Genomic DNA, 15,494 nt, shown 5'->3' with positions numbered 1-15,494 from the left:
CCATGTGCGGACGCTATGCGGCGACGGCGAACCCCGACGAGCTCGTGGAGGAGTTCGAGGTCGAGCAGGACCGCACGGCAGACCCCTCGCGCAGCATCCTCAAGAACCCCCAGAGCCCGCCCGCCGGCGCCCCGGACTGGAACCTCGCCCCGAGCAAGCAGGCCCCGGTCGTCCTCTCGCGGGTGCCGAGGGGCACCGACGAGACGTATGCCGCCGACGCGCCTCCCGTGCGCCAGCTCCGCCTCCTGACGTGGGGACTGGTCCCGAGCTGGGCCAAGGACGTGAAGATGGGGATGCGCATGATCAACGCCCGGGCCGAGACCGTCCTGGAGAAGGGGTCGTTCGCCAAGGCTGCTGCCTCACGACGCTGCCTCGTCCCGGCGCAGGGCTGGTACGAGTGGCAGAAGTCGCCCGTCGCCACCGACGCCAAGGGCAACCCGCGCAAGCAGCCGTTCTTCATGCACCGGGCGGACGGTGACGTCGTCGCCTTCGCCGGGCTCTACGAGTTCTGGCGCGACCGCGAGGTCGTCGACAAGGACGACCCGCAGGCGTGGCTCACGACGTTCACCATCATCACCACGGAGGCCGAGCCCGGCCTGGACCGCATCCACGACCGCCAGCCGCTGGTCCTCGAACGCGCCGACTGGGCCGCCTGGCTCGACCCGGCACTGACCGACCCGGCCGAGGTCGGCCAGCTGCTCTCGTTCGCGCAGCCCGGCCGCTTCGAGGCCCATCCCGTAGGAACGGCTGTGTCGTCCAACCGCAGCAACGGACCCCAGCTCATCGAACCCGCCGGGGAGTCGGAGCTCGACGGTGTCGTCGACCCGATGACGGGGGAGATCGTCGGCACCGGCGGTCGCCCGGCCCCGGTGCCGAGCAGCGGGGCTGCGACGCAGGACGAGGACGCCAACCACGGCGGGGTGAACCCCGCATGACGACTGCGCGCAGGGTCGAGGTGCCCACGCCTCTGGGACCCGCCGTCGTGCAGGTGCGGCGCCCCGTCCGGGCGCTCGGGACCGTGGTGCTGACCCACGGAGCCAGCGGCCGCGTCGACGGCCGTGACGTCCTGGCCGTCCGCGACGGACTCGTCGCGCAGGGGTGGGCCGTCGCGCTGGTCCACCAGGCCTGGGGAGTGGCCGGGCGGCGGACCCCGCCGCGACCGGACCCGCAGGACGAGGCGTGGCTCCCGGTCCTGGCCGCACTGACGACGGGCCGGGGTCGCCTGCCCGCCCCGTGGGTGGTGGCCGGAAAGAGCAACGGCGCCCGGGTGGCCTGCCGCACCGCGCACCTCGTGGGTGCCGACGCCGTGCTCTGCCTGTCCTTCCCCCTCCACCCGCCCGGCAAGCCGGGGACGTCGCGGGCGCACGAGCTGCGCGAGCCGCTCGCCCACGGCATACCGGTGCACGTGGTCCAGGGGACGCGCGACCCCTTCGGCACCCCGGAGGAGGTGCGCGCCGAGCTGCCGGATCCTGATGTGGTGTCCTCGGTGCCGGGGGAGCACACGGTGAAGGACACGGGCGCACTCGTCGCGGCCTGCGCGGAGTTCCTCGCGGGACTGGTGCGAGCGTCCTCGTAGTGGCCCCGGGGCGCTGGTGGAGCTAGAGCGCCCCGCCGGCGGCCTCGGGGGCCGACGCGTCGTCGCCGCCGTCGCCGACCGCCTCGCGGGCGAGGTGGTCCTCGATCTGGAACCAGTCGGTCCCGGCGCGCTCGGCGATCGTCAGGAGGGTGTTCATCGAGGAGACCTCCTCGACCTGCTCCTTGAGGAACCAGAGCATGAACTGCTCCCCGAGGACGTCCCCCTCCGCGCGCGCGGCGCGGAACAACGCCTCGATCTGCGAGGTCACGGCCTTCTCCTGGGCCAGCGCCAGCTCGATGGGGGAGGTCGGCTTGTCGAACTCGCCGCGCACCTCGTCGACGCCGGGGATCGTCACCGGCCAGTCACGGTCGAGCATGTACTGCACCATCATCATCGCGTGGTTGCGCTCCTCGACGCTCTGCGCGTAGAAGTGCGCCGCGAGGCGGGGGAGGTCGTGGTCGTCGAACCACACCGCGATGGCGATGTACTGCTGGCTTGCAGTGAACTCGTGCCTGACCTGCTCCGCGAGCAGCTGCACGAACGTGGGGCCGGCGTGGTGCGACATGGGCCGAGGTTACCGTGCAGGGAATGTCACCCGGCGGGGCGCCGTTGCACGAGGTGAGACCATCCGCAACCGGAACCCCACCGGAACAACCAGGAGCCGCCCCCGTGCCACTGTTGACCGCCTCGCCGCCCGAGAGCGGCACCACCGCACCCGTGGAGCTGGGCCTGTCCGCCGGCGCCACCACGACGACCGGGCCGAGCCGCTCGACGAGCGGGCTAGGCTGGAGGGCGATGACTGAGACCCCTGCCCCCGACGCCGCGACCGACGGTGCCACCGGTGGTGCCACCGACGTCGTGACCGACGAGTCGACCGACCCTGTGGCCGACGCGGTGGCCGACGCCAAGGCTGCTGCCATGACCGTCGACGTGGCCACCGAGAGCACCGAGGAGCGGCAGGCCCGCTTCCAGCTCGAGGCCATGCCCCTGCTCGACCAGCTGTACTCGGCCGCGCTGCGCACGACGCGCAACCCGGCCGACGCCGAGGACCTCGTGCAGGAGACCTACACGAAGGCCTTCGCCGCGTTCCACCAGTACCGCCCGGGCACCAACTTCAAGGCGTGGATGTACCGCATCCTCACCAACACCTACATCAACAGCTACCGCAAGAAGCAGCGCGAGCCGCTCCAGTCGGACGCCGCCGAGATCGAGGACTACCAGCTGGCCCGTGCGGAGTCGCACAGCTCGGCGGGTCTGCGCTCGGCCGAGACCGAGGCGCTGGACCACCTCCCCGACACGCAGGTGAAGCGGGCGCTCCAGGCGCTGCCGGAGGACTTCCGCATGGCGGTGTACCTCGCCGACGTCGAGGGCTTCGCCTACAAGGAGATCGCCGAGATCATGGAGACGCCGATCGGCACCGTGATGTCCCGGCTGCACCGTGGCAGGCGCCAGCTGCGTGAGCTGCTGACCGACTACGCCGCCGAGCGCGGCTTCGCGACCCAGGGAGCGGACTCATGATGTGTGGAAGCGACTCCGGCAAGGGTGACGCCGCAGGAGCAGACTGCTCCGAGGTGCTGCACCGGGTGTACGAGTACCTCGACGGCGAGATGACGCGCGACGACACCGAGAAGATCGCGCACCACCTCGAGGCCTGCTCCCCGTGCCTCAAGCAGTACGACCTCGACCAGGCCCTCAAGGCGCTCGTCAAGCGCTCCTGCGCCTGCGAGGAGGCTCCCGTGGAGCTGCGCACGCAGATCATGGCCCGCATCACGACGATCCGGTACGAGACCNGCCGGATCCAGTGGATCCGCCCCCCGCTCTCGTGCGTCTGCGCTGGCTCAGGCGTTGGGCTTGCGGCCGTGGTTGGCCGCGTTGCCCTTGCGCGAGCGGCGCTTGCGGGCGCGCTTGCTCATGGGGGTCTCCGTCGGTCGTGCGGTGGCGCCAGAACAGCGCCCTTCCTGGCCCCATTGTCGCACAAGGAGGTGAGTGCTCCCGGCCATCGCGGGGGAGAAGGTCCCTTTTCGGGAGGTATGGACACCCCGAATACCCAGAGAACCTTCAAGACTTGGCAAAGAAGGCACCAGTCTGCCTACGACGCTCTGGCGGTCGGGTCATCATAGTGCTGCGACCACGGTGCACCCCTGACACCTCGGCGCAACAGCGGCTCGAAATGGTCCGAACGGATGAGGGACCATCCCCCGAGCAGAAGGAGAACCCCAGCCATGAAGACCATCACCACCATCTTCGAGTCCATCCTCGGCCAGGACGACACGTTCGTCTGGACCCCCACCGACGGCCCCACCGAGTTCGCTCGCGGCTGGGAGTGGCGCGGCGTCGAGGGTGCATCCCGCGGCTGGGAGTGGCGCGGCGTCGAGGGCATCTGACGTCCTCGGTCTGTTCTCGTCTTGCGGATACGGGCGGGTCGCTCACGCCGTAGATTGGTGACGTGAGCGCCGCCCGACCAGCATCCCAGGCTTCGACGCTCTACCGCCCTGCCGTGTTCGCCTATGTCGGAAGCGTCTACGCCTTCACCCTGTCACTGACCGCGCTGGCCCTCCATGTCGACGGGCCGCCGCAGGACTGGACGGCTGTCGCCGTCCTCACCGTCCTCGCCGCCGGAGGCGTCCTCCTGCGGGAGACGGCCCTCACCAGCAGGGTGCGCATCAGCATTCTCAGCATCATCCTCGTCGCCGCAGCGGTGATCGTCGGGCCCGTCGGGGCCGGCATCGTCGGCGCCGTGGCCATGGCCGTCCGCGTCAGTGGATCGCCCAAGGTCGCGACCGCCTTCAACATCGCCATGATGAGCGGTCTGGGCGTGGCCGGAGGCCTCGTCTACCTCGCCGTCGGAGGGCGGGACGTCCTCGACGACGGGATGTCCCCGACCGACATCCTCCTCGACGTCGGCCTTCCCCTCGTCGTCACCGACGTCACCCAGTGCCTGCTGAACGCCCTGTTCATCGCCCTGGTGCTCCGGGTGTCCACCGGCAGCCCCATCCGTCCCCGTGTCCTGGGACTGCTCACGACGAGCGGCCTGGCCTACATCGGGTACGGCGTGATCGGCTTCCTGCTCGTCGTGCTCTGGATCCCGGCCAAGGTCGGCTGGTTCGCCGGCGTCCTCGTGCTCGCCCCCCTCCTCGTCGCCCGCTGGGCGTTCGACCAGTACGGCGAGGAGCTCAAGGCGCACGAGCGGACCCTCAAGGCCCTCGTCACCGCCGTGGAGACCAAGGTGCCCCACAACCTGGGACACAGCGAGCGTGTCGCCCAGCTCTGCGAGTGGATCGCCGAGGACATCGGTATGACGCCCAAGGAGATCCAGGACGTCCGTACCGCCGGCATGCTGCACGACGTCGGCCTCGTCAAGGTGCCGAGCCGGATCCTGCGAGGTCGCAAGGTGCTCGACGACGACGACCTCGTCGTGCTCGCCGACCACGCGCTCGGTGGAGTGGACCTCATCGAGGAGATCGAGTTCCTCGTCGGGTCCAAGGAGGGCATCGCCCACCACCACGAACGCTTCGACGGCCGCGGCTACCCCGGTGGTCTCGCCGACCAGGACATCCCCGTCGCCGCGAGGATCATCGCCGTCGCCGACCTCTTCGACTGCCTGACCACCGACCGCTCGCACCGCGGGGCGTTGTCCGTGGCGGAGGCGGTGGAGTCGGTGACCCAGCGCTCTGGCACGCACGTCGACCCCCGCATCGTCGGCTCCTTGGTCAAGGTGCTCGCCCGCCACGACTGGAAGGTCACCGAGCGCGTCGGCGACCAGCTGCCCGTGGGTCCCGCACTGGACCACGACGAGCCCGAGATCTCCGACCTGCTCGCCGAGCGCCCCGACCTGCGTGCCCGCATCAAGGGCGCGCCCCGGGCGCCGTCCCTCGGCGACCCCCGTCCCCTGGCAGGACGGCCATGAGGCGCCTGCTGTTCCGTGGCCTGGAGCTGGGGGTCCCGGTCGGCGTGGCCGCCGGGCTGCTGCTCGTCGCCCTCGGATCCTCCCTCTCGCAGCTGGCCGGTCTGGGTGCCGGGACGCTGGTCACCCTGGCGCTCTTCGTCGTCGCGATCGCGCTGGGGGAGACGGCCCGGCTCACGGTGCTGGCCGGGCGCCTGACCGCCCCGATGTCCTCGGCCGCGGCGCTGGCGCTGGGCCTGTCCAACATCGCCCCCGACGGTGACGCCGCGGTCGGTGCCGACGTCGTCGTCGTGACGATCGGTCTCGGCATGCTCGTGGGCAACGGCCTGCTCGAGGCGACCCGTCGCCCGGTGCACTGGTCGGGGCTCGCGGCGCGGTTCCTCGGTGCGGCGGTCGTGCCGTTCCTCTACCGCAGCGTCAGGTTCGACGGTGCCACCCTGCTCGAGCGCAGCGCCGACTGGGACTCCCAGCGCTGGCTCGTCGCCGTGGTCATGCTCTGCGTCGGGTCGGTCGCCATGCTCGTCGACCTGACCCTCCAGGCGATCGTCCGGGCCGGCCGCGAGCACGGCCCGGTGCTGCGCAGCATCGTCGACGAGATCCGCTCGACCATCGGCCTCGCCACCGCCCTGGTGACCTCGGGCACCCTCATCGCCCTCGCGGCATACGCCCTCGGGGTCGTGGCCCTGCCGCTGTTCCTCTTTCCCCTGGTGCTCACCTACTTCGCGGTCCAGCGGTACGCCTCGATCCGGCAGACCTACCGCCAGACCATCGGCGCGCTGTCCTCGCTGACCGACCGAACCAGCTACACCGTGCCCCGGCACGCCCAGCGGGTCGCCGAGATCTCGATGGCGGTGGGGCGCGACCTCGGGATGAGCCAGCGCGAGCTGACCGACCTGGAGTATGCAGCGCTGCTGCACGACCTGGGGCAGGTCGCCCTGCGTGAGCCCATCCCGCAGGGGGCCACGGTCATGGCGGCGCCCGCCGACCAGCAGCGGATCGCCCACGACGGCGCCGAGATCGTGCGCAGCACCGGTGTGCTCGACAACGTGGCCACCATCATGGAGGCCCAGATCACGCCCTACCGCCAGGTGCGCGAGTTCGGGCAGGACCTGCCGATGGCCAGCCGCATCATCAAGGTCGCCAACGCCTACGACGACCTCAGCGGACCCGAGGGCCTGCACGCGGACCGGGCGATGGAGCGCATCCACCTCGGTCTCGGCTACGAGTACGACCCCAGGGTCGTCGACTCCCTGACGCGGTACCTCGACCGCCGGGGACGCAGCACCGCGCCGAGCGCCTGACACCACGGAAGGGCGGTACCCGGACCTCGGTGTCGTGGTCCCGGTACCGCCCTTCGTCGCTCAGGTGCAGTGCGCCGCGGTGCGGCGCTCGGTGCTACGGCGTCCCGGTGGTGAGGTGGGCGTCCATGCTCACGTTCTTCTCCACGCGCGGGTCGTCCGCGTCGGCGAAGTAGTCGCCCTTGATGGTCTCGTCCTTGCCCGGGTCGACCTTGAGGGCGTTGAGCACGACGGTCACGACCACGGCGATGACGAGGTTGAGCGCGAACGCGGTCATCCCGATATAGCCCATCTTCCCGATCATCGGTATCATGTCGAGCGAGCCGCCGAAGTGCCCCTTGGTCACCGGGTTGATGACGTTGTAGGCCGTGATCGTGCCGTAGACCATGCCGACGGCCCAGCCGGCGAGCAGCGCCCAGCGGTGGAACCAGCGGGTGTACAGGCCCGCGACGATCGCCGGGAACGTCTGGAGGATCCAGATGCCACCGAGGAGCTGGAAGTTGATCGCGTTCTGCTTGTCCAGGGTGAGGACGAAGATCAGGGCGAATGCCTTGACCAGCAGGGAGACCAGCTTGCCGATCTTGGCCTCCTGCGCGTGCGTCGCATCGGGCTTGAGCCAGTCACGGTAGATGTTGCGGGTGAAGGTGTTGGCCGCCGCGATCGACATGATGGCCGCCGGGACCAGGGCACCGATCGCCACCGCCGCGAAGGCGACACCGGCGAACCAGCTCGGGAACATGTCCTCGAACAGCTGCGGGATGACCAGCTGCGCGTTCGGCTTGCCGTCGAGACCGATCGGCTTGGTGCCCGCCGCGATGGCCACCCAGCCGAGCAGGGCCAGCAGCCCCAGCACGAACGAGTACGCCGGGAGGATCGAGGCGTTGCGGCGGATCGTGTTGCGGGTCGAGCTCGACAGGGTCGCCGTGATCGAGTGCGGGTACATGAACAGGGCGAGCGCGGAGCCGAACGCCAGGGTGGCGTAGGCCCAGTACTGCTGGCTGTTCGGGATGAACGCACCGGTCGGCTTCGACGGGTCGGCGGCGCTGGGCTTGGCCATCTTGGCCTCGGCGGCGCTGAAGACGTTGTCCCAGCCGCCGACCTTCGAGGGCAGGTAGATGACGGCGACGATGATGACGAGGTAGATCAGCGCGTCCTTGACGAACGCGATGACCGCCGGGGCACGCAGACCGCTCGAGTACGTGTAGGCCGCGAGCAGTGCGAAGGCCACGAACAGCGGCAGGTCCTTGGCCAGCAGGGACTCGCCACCGACACCCGCGACCTCGAGGACGGCCTGGATGCCGACGAGCTGCAGGGCGATGTAGGGCATCGTCGCGAGGATGCCGGTGACCGACACCGCGAGCGACAGGCTGCGGGAGCCGTAGCGGCCCTTCACGAAGTCCGCCGGGGTGACGTAGCCGTGGCGGTGGCTGACCGACCAGAGGCGGGCCATGAAGATGAAGATGATCGGGTACAGCACGATCGTGTAGGGGACGGCGAAGAAGCCGGCCACCGACCCGAGCGCGAACATCGCCGCAGGCACCGCGACGAACGTGTACGCGGTGTAGAGGTCACCGCCGAGGAGGAACCAGGTCACCCAGGTGCCGAAGCGCCGACCGCCAAGCCCCCACTCGTCCAGCGACTCCATCGAGTCGGCCTGGCGCCAGCGGGTGGCCCAGAAGCCCATGACCGTGACGAGGGCGAAGAGCACGATGAGGACGGTGAGGGCGACGCCGTTGACGCCGCCGGTGTCGGTGGCTGCAGGGAGCAGGGTGCTCATCGGCCGTTCTCCTCACGTGCGCCGTGCTTGGGGTGGCCGGGCATCGGGCGGTGGGGGCGCGCCTTGAGCACCAGGAGGTAGGCGGCATACGTCATCGCCGAGCAGAGGAAGACCCAGAGGAACTGGTACCAGATGAAGAACGGGAACCCGAGGAACACGGGCTCCTTGCGGGAGTAGCTGCTCACCCAGAGCAGGGCGATCATCGGCAGGGCCAGCAGGACGGCGGCGATCGCCAGCAGGCCCTTGTTGGCGGGTGGGACGGTGTCGTGGTCGACGTCGGTGTCGGCACTCACGGGGGACCTCCAGGTGGGAGCGGGAACGGCGGGCAACGCAGTCCGGAAGGCACCGTATGCCCGACTCGGGACCAATGGTGGGAGGCACACCTGAGCAGGCCCGGGGGCGGTCGTGCGCGGCGGCACACGTGAACGGGCCCCCGCACCGGAGTGCGAGGGCCCGTTCACGGGAGAGGGAAGGCTCAGGCCTTCTTGGTCTCCTTGAAGATCGCGTCGATCTCGTCGATCTTGGCGAGCAGCTCGTCGGCCTTGCCGGCGTCGAGCTCGCCCTTGGTGCCAGAGGCCCCGGCCAGCTTGGTCGCCTCGTTGAAGAGGGTGTGCAGCTGGGGGTACTTCTCGAAGTGCGGGGGCTTGAAGTAGTCGGTCCACAGCACCCACAGGTGGTGCTTGACCAGCTCGGAGCGCTGCTCCTTGATGACGATCGCACGGGTGCGGAAGTCGGGGTCGTCGTTGTCGGCGACCTTGGCGATGATCGCCTTGATCGACTCGGCCTCGATGCGGGCCTGGGCGGGGTCGTACACGCCACAGGGGAGGTCGCAGTGGGCGCTGACCTCGGTGGTACGGAAGATGCGGGAGAGCATGCGGATCCCTTCTGCGAGACGGATGATCACGTGCTCGACAAACCTACCCCGCGTCCCCGGTGGTCGCACGGCGCCCCCTGCGCCTCCCCGGGACGCGGACGCGTTGCGGGATGCGGAAGAGGACGAGCGCCCGGATCTGGTCGCGGGCCAGCGAGCCGATGCCGTGGGTCCACGAGTCGGCGACACCGAACAGGCCCTGGTTGTCGGACTCCACCCAGTAGCGCGATGGGTCGGCGGGGTCGCGCATGGTCACGCGCTTGATGGCCAGGGGGCGGGGTGCACCGTCGTCGTCCGGGGGCAGCCGCACGATCGCCAGCCGGCCGAGCCTGGGGGGAGCGCCCTTGAGGACGACCATGCGGTCGCCCGTGTGCAGGGTCGGTTCCATCGACCGACCCCGCACCACGACGACACCGAGGCCGATCGGCATCAGCGGTCTTCCTCCTGGCGCATGCGACGCAGGAACGACTTCGTGCGGTCGTGCTGGGGGTTCGAGATGACCTCCGACGGACGACCCTGCTCGACGACGACACCGCCGTCCATGAAGACGACCCGATCGGCCACCTCGCGGGCGAAGCCCATCTCGTGCGTCACGACGATCATCGTCATGCCGTCCGCGGCGAGGTCGCGCATGACCTTGAGCACCTCGCCGACGAGCTCGGGGTCGAGCGCCGAGGTGGGCTCGTCGAAGAGCATGAGCTTGGGCCGCATGGCCAGGGCGCGCGCGATCGCGACCCGCTGCTGCTGGCCTCCGGAGAGCTGGGCAGGGTAGGCGCCCGGCTTGTCCTCGAGACCGACCTGCTCGAGCAGGGCCAGGGCGCGCTCGCGGACGTCCTTCTTCTTCTCGCCCTTGACCTGGATCGGCGCCTCCATGACGTTCTCGAGCGCCGTCATGTGCGGGAACAGGTTGAACCGCTGGAAGACCATGCCGATGTCACGGCGCTGGGCAGCGACCGCCTTGTCGGTGAGGTGGTGCAGCGTGCCACCACGGTCCTCGAACCCGATGAGGTCGCCGTCGACCCAGATCCGGCCGCCGTCGATCGTCTCGAGCTGGTTGATGCAGCGCAGGAAGGTCGTCTTGCCCGAGCCGGACGGCCCGAGCAGGCAGACGACCTCGCCCTTGCTGACGTCCATGTCGATGCCCTTGAGCACCTCGTTGCCGTGGAACGCCTTGGTGACGTTGAGGGCGTGGACGAGGAGCGTGTCCTTCTTGTGCGTGCTCATCAGGCTCCTCCCGCCCCACCCTTGAAGGAGAGCATCCGCGTCTTCTGCGAGGGCCCCGACGCCCCGAACCCGCGGCCGTAGCGCTTCTCGAGGAAGTACTGCCCGACCATGAGGACGGAGCAGACGATGAGGTACCACGCCGTGGTCGCGACGTAGGACGGCATGATCTGCAGCGTCCTCGTCCCGACCGCGGTGGCCTGGTAGTAGAGCTCGGTGGTGATGGGGATCGCGATGAACAGCGAGGTGTCCTTGACCATGGCGATGGTCTCGTTGCCCGTCGGCGGCACGATGACGCGCATCGCCTGCGGGAGCACGATCCGCCGCATGGTCTTGCCGGCCGGCATCCCGAGGGCCTGGGCGGCCTCGGTCTGACCCTTGTCGACGGACTGGATGCCGGCCCGGGCGATCTCGGCCATGTAGGCGGCCTCGGAGACACCGAGGCCGATGATGCCCATCATGATCGTCGAGCTGAACTCGTTGACGTTGAGGCTGAAGAACGTCAGGTCGCTGCTCAGGCCCAGCCACTGCGCGAACTCCTGGCTGAACGGCAGCGGCCCGATGTCGAGGGTGGGGTAGAGGAACCCCAGACCCGTGCCGAGCATGCCGAGCAGCACGATGCGGGGGATGGCCCGGAAGAACCATGTGTAGACGAACGAGACCCCGCGCAGGACCGGGTTGGCCGACAGTCGCATGATGCCGATGACGATGCCGAGCGTGACGCCGAGGATCATCGCGCCGATGGTCCCGACGATGGTGCCCTTGACCAGGCCCTCGAGGACCGGGTTGAAGTTCATGATCTTCAGCGCGTAGGCGAAGTTCCACTTGTCGTTGGTGACGAACGAGCTGACGAGCATCGCGACGAGCACCGCGATGAACGCCATGGCCACCCACCGCCACGGGTGGCGGACCGGCCGGGCGTTGATCGCGCCCGGCCGGTCCTGCGTGCCTTCAGACATCAGTGGCCCGGATCAGGGGTTGACGGCGAAGTCGGTGATGGCGCCGGTGTCGTTGCCCCACTTGTCGAGCGCGGCCTTGTAGCTGCCGTCGGTGCCCATCGCCTTGAGCGCGTCCGCGATGGCCTGGGCGAAGTCGGCCTGGTCCTTCGGGACGACGAAGCCGTAGGGAGCGGCGTCGTAGATGTCGCCGAGGGCCTCGAGCTGGCCACCGGTCTGCTTCACGGCGTAGAGGCCGACGGGGGAGTCGGCGAGCATCGCGTCGGACTTGCCGGAGATGACGCTCGCGGTGACCTTGCTCTGGTCGGCATCGATGATCTGCTTGATCGCGGGCTTGCCGGCGTCGGTGCACTTCTTGGAGCGCGCGGTGAGGTCGTCGATCTGCACGGTGCCCTTCTGGACGCCGATGTTGAGGCCGCAGGCGTTGTCGATGTCGACCTTCTTGGGGTTGCCCGCCTTGACGGCCCACTGGGTGCCGGCGTTGAAGTAGCTCACCATGTTGACGCTCTTCTTGCGCTCGTCGTTGATGGTGAACGAGGAGACGCCGACGTCGTACTTGCCGGACGTCACGCCGAGGATGATCGTGTCGAAGCCGGCGTTCTGGAACTCCGCCTTGAGGCCGAACTTCGCGGCGACGGCGGAGAACAGGTCGACGTCCATGCCCTGCACGGTCTTGCCGTCGTCGGCGAGGAACTCGTTGGGGGCGTAGGAGGCGTCGGAGCCGACGACGATCTTGCCCGCGTCCTTGATCTTCTGCGGGACCTTGGCGGCGAGGGCGGGGTCCACCGACTGGCTGCTCGAGGAGCTGGAGCTGGTCGAGCTCGAGGTCGCGTTGCTGTCGAGCGAGTCGGAGCCGCATGCGGTCAGGGCCAGGCTGGCGGTGGCCAGACCGGCGAACAGGACGGCGGCGGGGCGGAGGCGGTGCGTCATTGCGGAGGTGATCCTTCCTCGGATGCTGCGTGGGGGACGACGACCCGGTCTTCCTCCCACGGGGGCTGGTCCGCATCCTGCCATTCCCGAACGCGATCCGGGTCACAGTCCCGTTACAGGGGTGTTCCCTCCCCGACGCCTGTGCCACGATGAACCGGCGGGTAACCCCCGCCACTGTGCGTTTGATTGGCCACACCCCGGCCCGACTGATCGTCCGGCTGCGTCGGCTGTGCCCCACGCATCTTCTTCCCCTCTCCTTCGTTCCTGAGGTGACTTCTCCATGACTGCGAATGCAGTGACGTCCGCGTACCCGCTCTTCGACCCGACCGACCCGGTCTTCCGGGCGCACGAGGGCGGCAAGTTCGGGGTGCACGCCACGCAGCCCCTGCGTGACCGCGCCGACCTGGCCCTCCTCTACACGCCGGGCGTCGCCGACGTCTCCCGCGCCATCGCCCTCGACCCGACCCTCGCCGCCCGTTACACCGCCCGAGCCAACACCGTCGCGGTGGTCACCGACGGCACGGCCGTCCTCGGACTCGGTGACATCGGGCCCCTGGCCGCCATGCCCGTCATGGAGGGCAAGGCGGTGCTGTTCAAGCACTTCGGTGCGGTGGACGCCGTGCCGGTGTGCATGGAGACCGGTTCTGTCGAGGAGCTCGTCGACGCCATCGCCCGCATCGCCCCGACCTACGGCGGCATCAACCTCGAGGACATCTCGGCTCCTCGCTGCTTCGAGATCGAGCGTCGCCTCCAGGAGCGGCTCGACATCCCCGTCTTCCACGACGACCAGCACGGGACGGCGATCGTCGTCCTTGCCGGCCTCCTCAACGCGGCCAAGGTCGTCGGCCGGTCCCTCGAGTCGCTCCGCGTGGTCGTGTCCGGTGCCGGGGCCGCCGGGGTGGCGGTGACCCGTCTGCTCGCCAGGGCCGGGGTCGCCGACATCGTCGTCTGCGACTCCCGAGGGATCATCGCCCCGGCGCGGGCGGACCTCGCGGACCACAAGCGGCGCCTGGCCGCGACGACCAACCCGCGCGGCCTGACCGGTGGCCTGGGCGACGCGCTGGTGGGGGCGGACGTGTTCGTGGGGGTGTCCGGGGGCACCGTGCCCGAGCACGAGCTCGCCGGTATGGCGCCGGACGCCATCATCTTCGCGCTCGCCAACCCCGACCCGGAGGTCCACCCCGACGTGGCGGCGCGGCACGCCGCCGTGGTCGCCACCGGGCGCTCGGACTTCCCGAACCAGATCAACAACGTCCTGGCCTTCCCGGGGATCTTCCGGGGAGCGCTCGACTCCGGTGCCCCGCAGGTCACCGAGGCGATGAAGCTGGCCGCGGCCCGCGCCATCGCCGACCTGGTCCCGGAGCCGACGGCCGACGAGATCGTGCCGAGCGTCTTCGCCCCCGGGGTCGCGGACGCGGTGGCCGCCGCCGTGGTGGCCTGCGCCTAGCGCAGGGAGGCGTAGAACTCCCGACACGCCGCATACGTGGGGAGCAGGCCCTGCTCCGCTGCCTCGGCGAGGGTGGGCGCAGCCGCGTCCTTCGCCGACAGGAGCGGGGCCTGCATGCCCTCGGGCAGCTCGAGACCGATCTGCGGGTCGAGCGGGTGCAGGCCGTGCTCGCGGCCGGGGTTGTACGGGGCGGTGACGAGGTACATCGCCGTCGTGTCGTCCTCGAGGGCGGCGAAGGCGTGGCCCATGCCCTCGGGGAGGTAGACCGCGCGCCGGTCCACGGTGTCGAGCAGGACCGCCTCCCACTGACCGAACGTCGGCGAGCCGACGCGGATGTCGACGACGAAGTCGACCAGCGACCCGGACAGGGCGGTGATGTACTTCGCCTGCGACGGGGGGACGTCGGCGAAGTGGATGCCGCGGACCGTGCCGCGCGAGGACACCGAGACGTTGGTCTGGACCACGTGGGGGCGGTGGCCGAGGTGCTCGGCGAGCAGGTCGCCGCGGAAGGACTCGAGGAACACGCCCCGGTCGTCGGGGAACTGGCGCGGGGTGATCTCGTACGCGTCGGCGATGGACAGGGGACGGATCTCCATCAGAGCGAGCCCCGCTTCTCGGCGAGCAGTCCGGCGAGGTGCACGCCGTAGCCGCTCTTGGTCAGGGCGGTCGCGAGGGCCTCGAACGTCTCGTCGTCGATCCACCCGTTGCGCCAGGCGATCTCCTCCACGCAGCCGATCTTCTGGCCCTGGCGCTGCTCGACCACGTGGACGAACTGCGCCGAGTCCATCAACCCCTCGAACGTCCCGGTGTCGAACCACGCCGTGCCCCGGGGCAGCACCGTGACGCTGAGGTCGCCGCGTTGGAGGTAGGCGTCGTTGACCCCGGTGATCTCGAGCTCGCCGCGCGGGCTGGGCTCGAGGTCGCGGGCGATCTGCACGACGTCGTTGTCGTAGAAGTACAGGCCGGGCACCGCGTAGGAGGACTTCGGGTGCTCGGGCTTCTCCTCGATGGACAGGACGGTGCCGTCCTCGGCGAACTCGACGACGCCGTAGGCCGAGGGCTCGGTCACGTGGTACGCGAAGATGTGGCCGCCGCTCACCGAGGTGTTGGAGCGCAGCGCCGTGCCGAGGCCGGTGCCGTAGAAGATGTTGTCGCCGAGGACGAGGGCCACCGAGTCGTCGCCGATGAAGTCCGCGCCGATGATGAACGCCTGGGCGAGGCCGTCGGGACTGGGCTGCGCGGCATACGTGAGCTCGATGCCCCACTGCGAGCCGTCGCCGAGCAGGCGAACGAACTGCGACTGGTCCTCGGGGGTGGTGATGATGAGGACCTCGCGGATCCCGGCCATCATCAGCGTCGACAGCGGGTAGTAGATCATCGGCTTGTCGTAGATCGGCATGAGCTGCTTGCTGATCCCGAGCGTGATCGGGTGCAGCCGCGTGCCGGAGCCGCCGGCCAGGATGATCCCCTTCATGGGACAGACCCTACTGACCGGAGCGCCGCGCCGGAGCGCG

Annotated in this window: 18 protein-coding genes and 1 pseudogene; 8 read left to right on the top strand and 11 right to left on the bottom strand. The window is 69.7% G+C overall.

The genetic code is table 11. From position 1 onward, the window contains the following. The first annotated feature begins 2 nt into the window (after positions 1-2). Both ABD286_RS05615 and ABD286_RS05610 read left to right on the top strand, forming a co-directional pair. On the top strand, positions 3-935 hold the full coding sequence (locus ABD286_RS05615) for an SOS response-associated peptidase (RefSeq protein WP_344191117.1): 933 nt from the start codon (positions 3-5) through the stop codon (positions 933-935). A 20-nt stretch (positions 936-955) separates the two neighbouring features. Next, positions 956-1,576: an alpha/beta hydrolase family protein gene (locus ABD286_RS05610; protein ID WP_344191115.1), complete on the top strand. Its 621-nt coding sequence runs from the start codon at positions 956-958 to the stop codon at positions 1,574-1,576. Between the two features lie 22 nt (positions 1,577-1,598). On the opposite strand, the gene ABD286_RS05605 is transcribed toward ABD286_RS05610, so the two are convergent. Beyond that, complete coding sequence (locus ABD286_RS05605) at positions 1,599-2,141, bottom strand: ferritin (RefSeq protein ID WP_344191113.1); 543 nt, start codon at positions 2,139-2,141, stop codon at positions 1,599-1,601. Positions 2,142-2,371: 230 nt separating this feature from the next. Between ABD286_RS05605 and ABD286_RS05600 the strand changes: the two genes are divergently transcribed. Both ABD286_RS05600 and rsrA read left to right on the top strand, forming a co-directional pair. Then, positions 2,372-3,094: a sigma-70 family RNA polymerase sigma factor gene (locus ABD286_RS05600; protein ID WP_425565316.1), complete on the top strand. Its 723-nt coding sequence runs from the start codon at positions 2,372-2,374 to the stop codon at positions 3,092-3,094. Continuing rightward, positions 3,091-3,351 (top strand): annotated as a pseudogene (gene rsrA, locus ABD286_RS18885) (mycothiol system anti-sigma-R factor); the annotation flags it as partial. The gene ABD286_RS05600 and the pseudogene rsrA, both read left to right, overlap by 4 nt. 63 nt (positions 3,352-3,414) lie before the next feature. Here rsrA and ABD286_RS18880 read toward each other — a convergent pair. Further along, on the bottom strand, positions 3,415-3,489 hold the full coding sequence (locus ABD286_RS18880; RefSeq protein WP_369791897.1) for a 50S ribosomal protein bL37: 75 nt from the start codon (positions 3,487-3,489) through the stop codon (positions 3,415-3,417). 309 nt (positions 3,490-3,798) lie between these two features. Here ABD286_RS18880 and ABD286_RS05590 point away from each other — a divergent pair, with 309 nt between their 5' ends. The 3 genes from ABD286_RS05590 to ABD286_RS05580 all read left to right on the top strand — a co-directional run bounded on the left by ABD286_RS05590 (position 3,799) and on the right by ABD286_RS05580 (position 6,781). Next, positions 3,799-3,960: a hypothetical protein gene (locus ABD286_RS05590; protein ID WP_344191109.1), complete on the top strand. Its 162-nt coding sequence runs from the start codon at positions 3,799-3,801 to the stop codon at positions 3,958-3,960. 62 nt (positions 3,961-4,022) lie between these two features. After that, positions 4,023-5,483: an HD-GYP domain-containing protein gene (locus ABD286_RS05585; RefSeq protein WP_344191107.1), complete on the top strand. Its 1,461-nt coding sequence runs from the start codon at positions 4,023-4,025 to the stop codon at positions 5,481-5,483. Then, on the top strand, positions 5,480-6,781 hold the full coding sequence (locus ABD286_RS05580) for an HD-GYP domain-containing protein (RefSeq protein ID WP_344191105.1): 1,302 nt from the start codon (positions 5,480-5,482) through the stop codon (positions 6,779-6,781). Before ABD286_RS05585 ends, ABD286_RS05580 begins: the two co-directional genes overlap by 4 nt. A gap of 94 nt (positions 6,782-6,875) precedes the next feature. On the opposite strand, the gene mctP is transcribed toward ABD286_RS05580, so the two are convergent. The 7 genes from mctP to ABD286_RS05545 all read right to left on the bottom strand — a co-directional run bounded on the left by mctP (position 6,876) and on the right by ABD286_RS05545 (position 12,533). Next, positions 6,876-8,555, bottom strand: a complete 1,680-nt coding sequence (gene mctP, locus ABD286_RS05575) for a monocarboxylate uptake permease MctP (RefSeq protein WP_344191103.1) — start codon at positions 8,553-8,555, stop codon at positions 6,876-6,878. Beyond that, positions 8,552-8,848: a DUF3311 domain-containing protein gene (locus ABD286_RS05570; protein WP_344191101.1), complete on the bottom strand. Its 297-nt coding sequence runs from the start codon at positions 8,846-8,848 to the stop codon at positions 8,552-8,554. Before ABD286_RS05570 ends, mctP begins: the two co-directional genes overlap by 4 nt. Positions 8,849-9,030: 182 nt before the next feature. Then, complete coding sequence (sodN, locus tag ABD286_RS05565; protein ID WP_255354135.1) at positions 9,031-9,459, bottom strand: superoxide dismutase, Ni; 429 nt, start codon at positions 9,457-9,459, stop codon at positions 9,031-9,033. A 13-nt stretch (positions 9,460-9,472) separates the two neighbouring features. Next, complete coding sequence (locus ABD286_RS05560) at positions 9,473-9,856, bottom strand: S24/S26 family peptidase (RefSeq protein WP_344191099.1); 384 nt, start codon at positions 9,854-9,856, stop codon at positions 9,473-9,475. Beyond that, positions 9,856-10,650, bottom strand: coding sequence for an amino acid ABC transporter ATP-binding protein (locus tag ABD286_RS05555; RefSeq protein ID WP_344191097.1), 795 nt, complete (start codon positions 10,648-10,650; stop codon positions 9,856-9,858). The genes ABD286_RS05560 and ABD286_RS05555 overlap by 1 nt, the downstream gene beginning before the upstream one ends. Next, positions 10,650-11,606: an amino acid ABC transporter permease gene (locus ABD286_RS05550; RefSeq protein ID WP_344191095.1), complete on the bottom strand. Its 957-nt coding sequence runs from the start codon at positions 11,604-11,606 to the stop codon at positions 10,650-10,652. The genes ABD286_RS05555 and ABD286_RS05550 overlap by 1 nt, the downstream gene beginning before the upstream one ends. A 12-nt stretch (positions 11,607-11,618) precedes the next feature. Then, the gene (locus tag ABD286_RS05545) at positions 11,619-12,533 is read right to left on the bottom strand and encodes an ABC transporter substrate-binding protein (RefSeq protein ID WP_344191092.1); all 915 of its coding nucleotides are present in this window, start codon (positions 12,531-12,533) and stop codon (positions 11,619-11,621) included. A 280-nt stretch (positions 12,534-12,813) separates the two neighbouring features. Here ABD286_RS05545 and ABD286_RS05540 point away from each other — a divergent pair, with 280 nt between their 5' ends. Further along, on the top strand, positions 12,814-13,980 hold the full coding sequence (locus ABD286_RS05540; protein ID WP_344191090.1) for an NAD(P)-dependent malic enzyme: 1,167 nt from the start codon (positions 12,814-12,816) through the stop codon (positions 13,978-13,980). Here ABD286_RS05540 and ABD286_RS05535 read toward each other — a convergent pair. Continuing rightward, positions 13,977-14,576, bottom strand: a complete 600-nt coding sequence (locus tag ABD286_RS05535; protein WP_344191088.1) for a dTDP-4-dehydrorhamnose 3,5-epimerase family protein — start codon at positions 14,574-14,576, stop codon at positions 13,977-13,979. The two genes, ABD286_RS05540 and ABD286_RS05535, sit on opposite strands and share 4 nt — an antisense overlap. Further along, positions 14,576-15,454 carry a glucose-1-phosphate thymidylyltransferase RfbA gene (gene rfbA, locus ABD286_RS05530; protein WP_344191086.1) on the bottom strand — a complete coding sequence of 293 codons (879 nt, stop codon included), beginning with the start codon at positions 15,452-15,454 and terminating at the stop codon, positions 14,576-14,578. The genes ABD286_RS05535 and rfbA overlap by 1 nt, the downstream gene beginning before the upstream one ends. Positions 15,455-15,494 lie beyond the last annotated feature (40 nt).

Origin of the sequence: Pedococcus aerophilus, assembly GCF_039532215.1 — a bacterium.
In the GTDB taxonomy this organism is placed as follows: domain Bacteria; phylum Actinomycetota; class Actinomycetes; order Actinomycetales; family Dermatophilaceae; genus Pedococcus; species Pedococcus aerophilus.
This window is presented reverse-complemented; position numbering and strand designations above follow the sequence as displayed.

Coding starts and splice junctions, on each gene's coding strand:
- ABD286_RS05560 (WP_344191099.1), bottom strand. CDS start 9,856: ATGCCGATCGGCCTCGGTGTCGTCGTGGTGCGGGGTCGGTCGATGGAA.
- ABD286_RS05600 (WP_425565316.1), top strand. CDS start 2,372: ATGACTGAGACCCCTGCCCCCGACGCCGCGACCGACGGTGCCACCGGT.
- ABD286_RS05605 (WP_344191113.1), bottom strand. CDS start 2,141: ATGTCGCACCACGCCGGCCCCACGTTCGTGCAGCTGCTCGCGGAGCAG.
- ABD286_RS05580 (WP_344191105.1), top strand. CDS start 5,480: ATGAGGCGCCTGCTGTTCCGTGGCCTGGAGCTGGGGGTCCCGGTCGGC.
- ABD286_RS05590 (WP_344191109.1), top strand. CDS start 3,799: ATGAAGACCATCACCACCATCTTCGAGTCCATCCTCGGCCAGGACGAC.
- ABD286_RS05555 (WP_344191097.1), bottom strand. CDS start 10,650: ATGAGCACGCACAAGAAGGACACGCTCCTCGTCCACGCCCTCAACGTC.
- ABD286_RS05615 (WP_344191117.1), top strand. CDS start 3: ATGTGCGGACGCTATGCGGCGACGGCGAACCCCGACGAGCTCGTGGAG.
- ABD286_RS05535 (WP_344191088.1), bottom strand. CDS start 14,576: ATGGAGATCCGTCCCCTGTCCATCGCCGACGCGTACGAGATCACCCCG.
- ABD286_RS05545 (WP_344191092.1), bottom strand. CDS start 12,533: ATGACGCACCGCCTCCGCCCCGCCGCCGTCCTGTTCGCCGGTCTGGCC.
- rfbA (WP_344191086.1), bottom strand. CDS start 15,454: ATGAAGGGGATCATCCTGGCCGGCGGCTCCGGCACGCGGCTGCACCCG.
- ABD286_RS05550 (WP_344191095.1), bottom strand. CDS start 11,606: ATGTCTGAAGGCACGCAGGACCGGCCGGGCGCGATCAACGCCCGGCCG.
- mctP (WP_344191103.1), bottom strand. CDS start 8,555: ATGAGCACCCTGCTCCCTGCAGCCACCGACACCGGCGGCGTCAACGGC.
- ABD286_RS05540 (WP_344191090.1), top strand. CDS start 12,814: ATGACTGCGAATGCAGTGACGTCCGCGTACCCGCTCTTCGACCCGACC.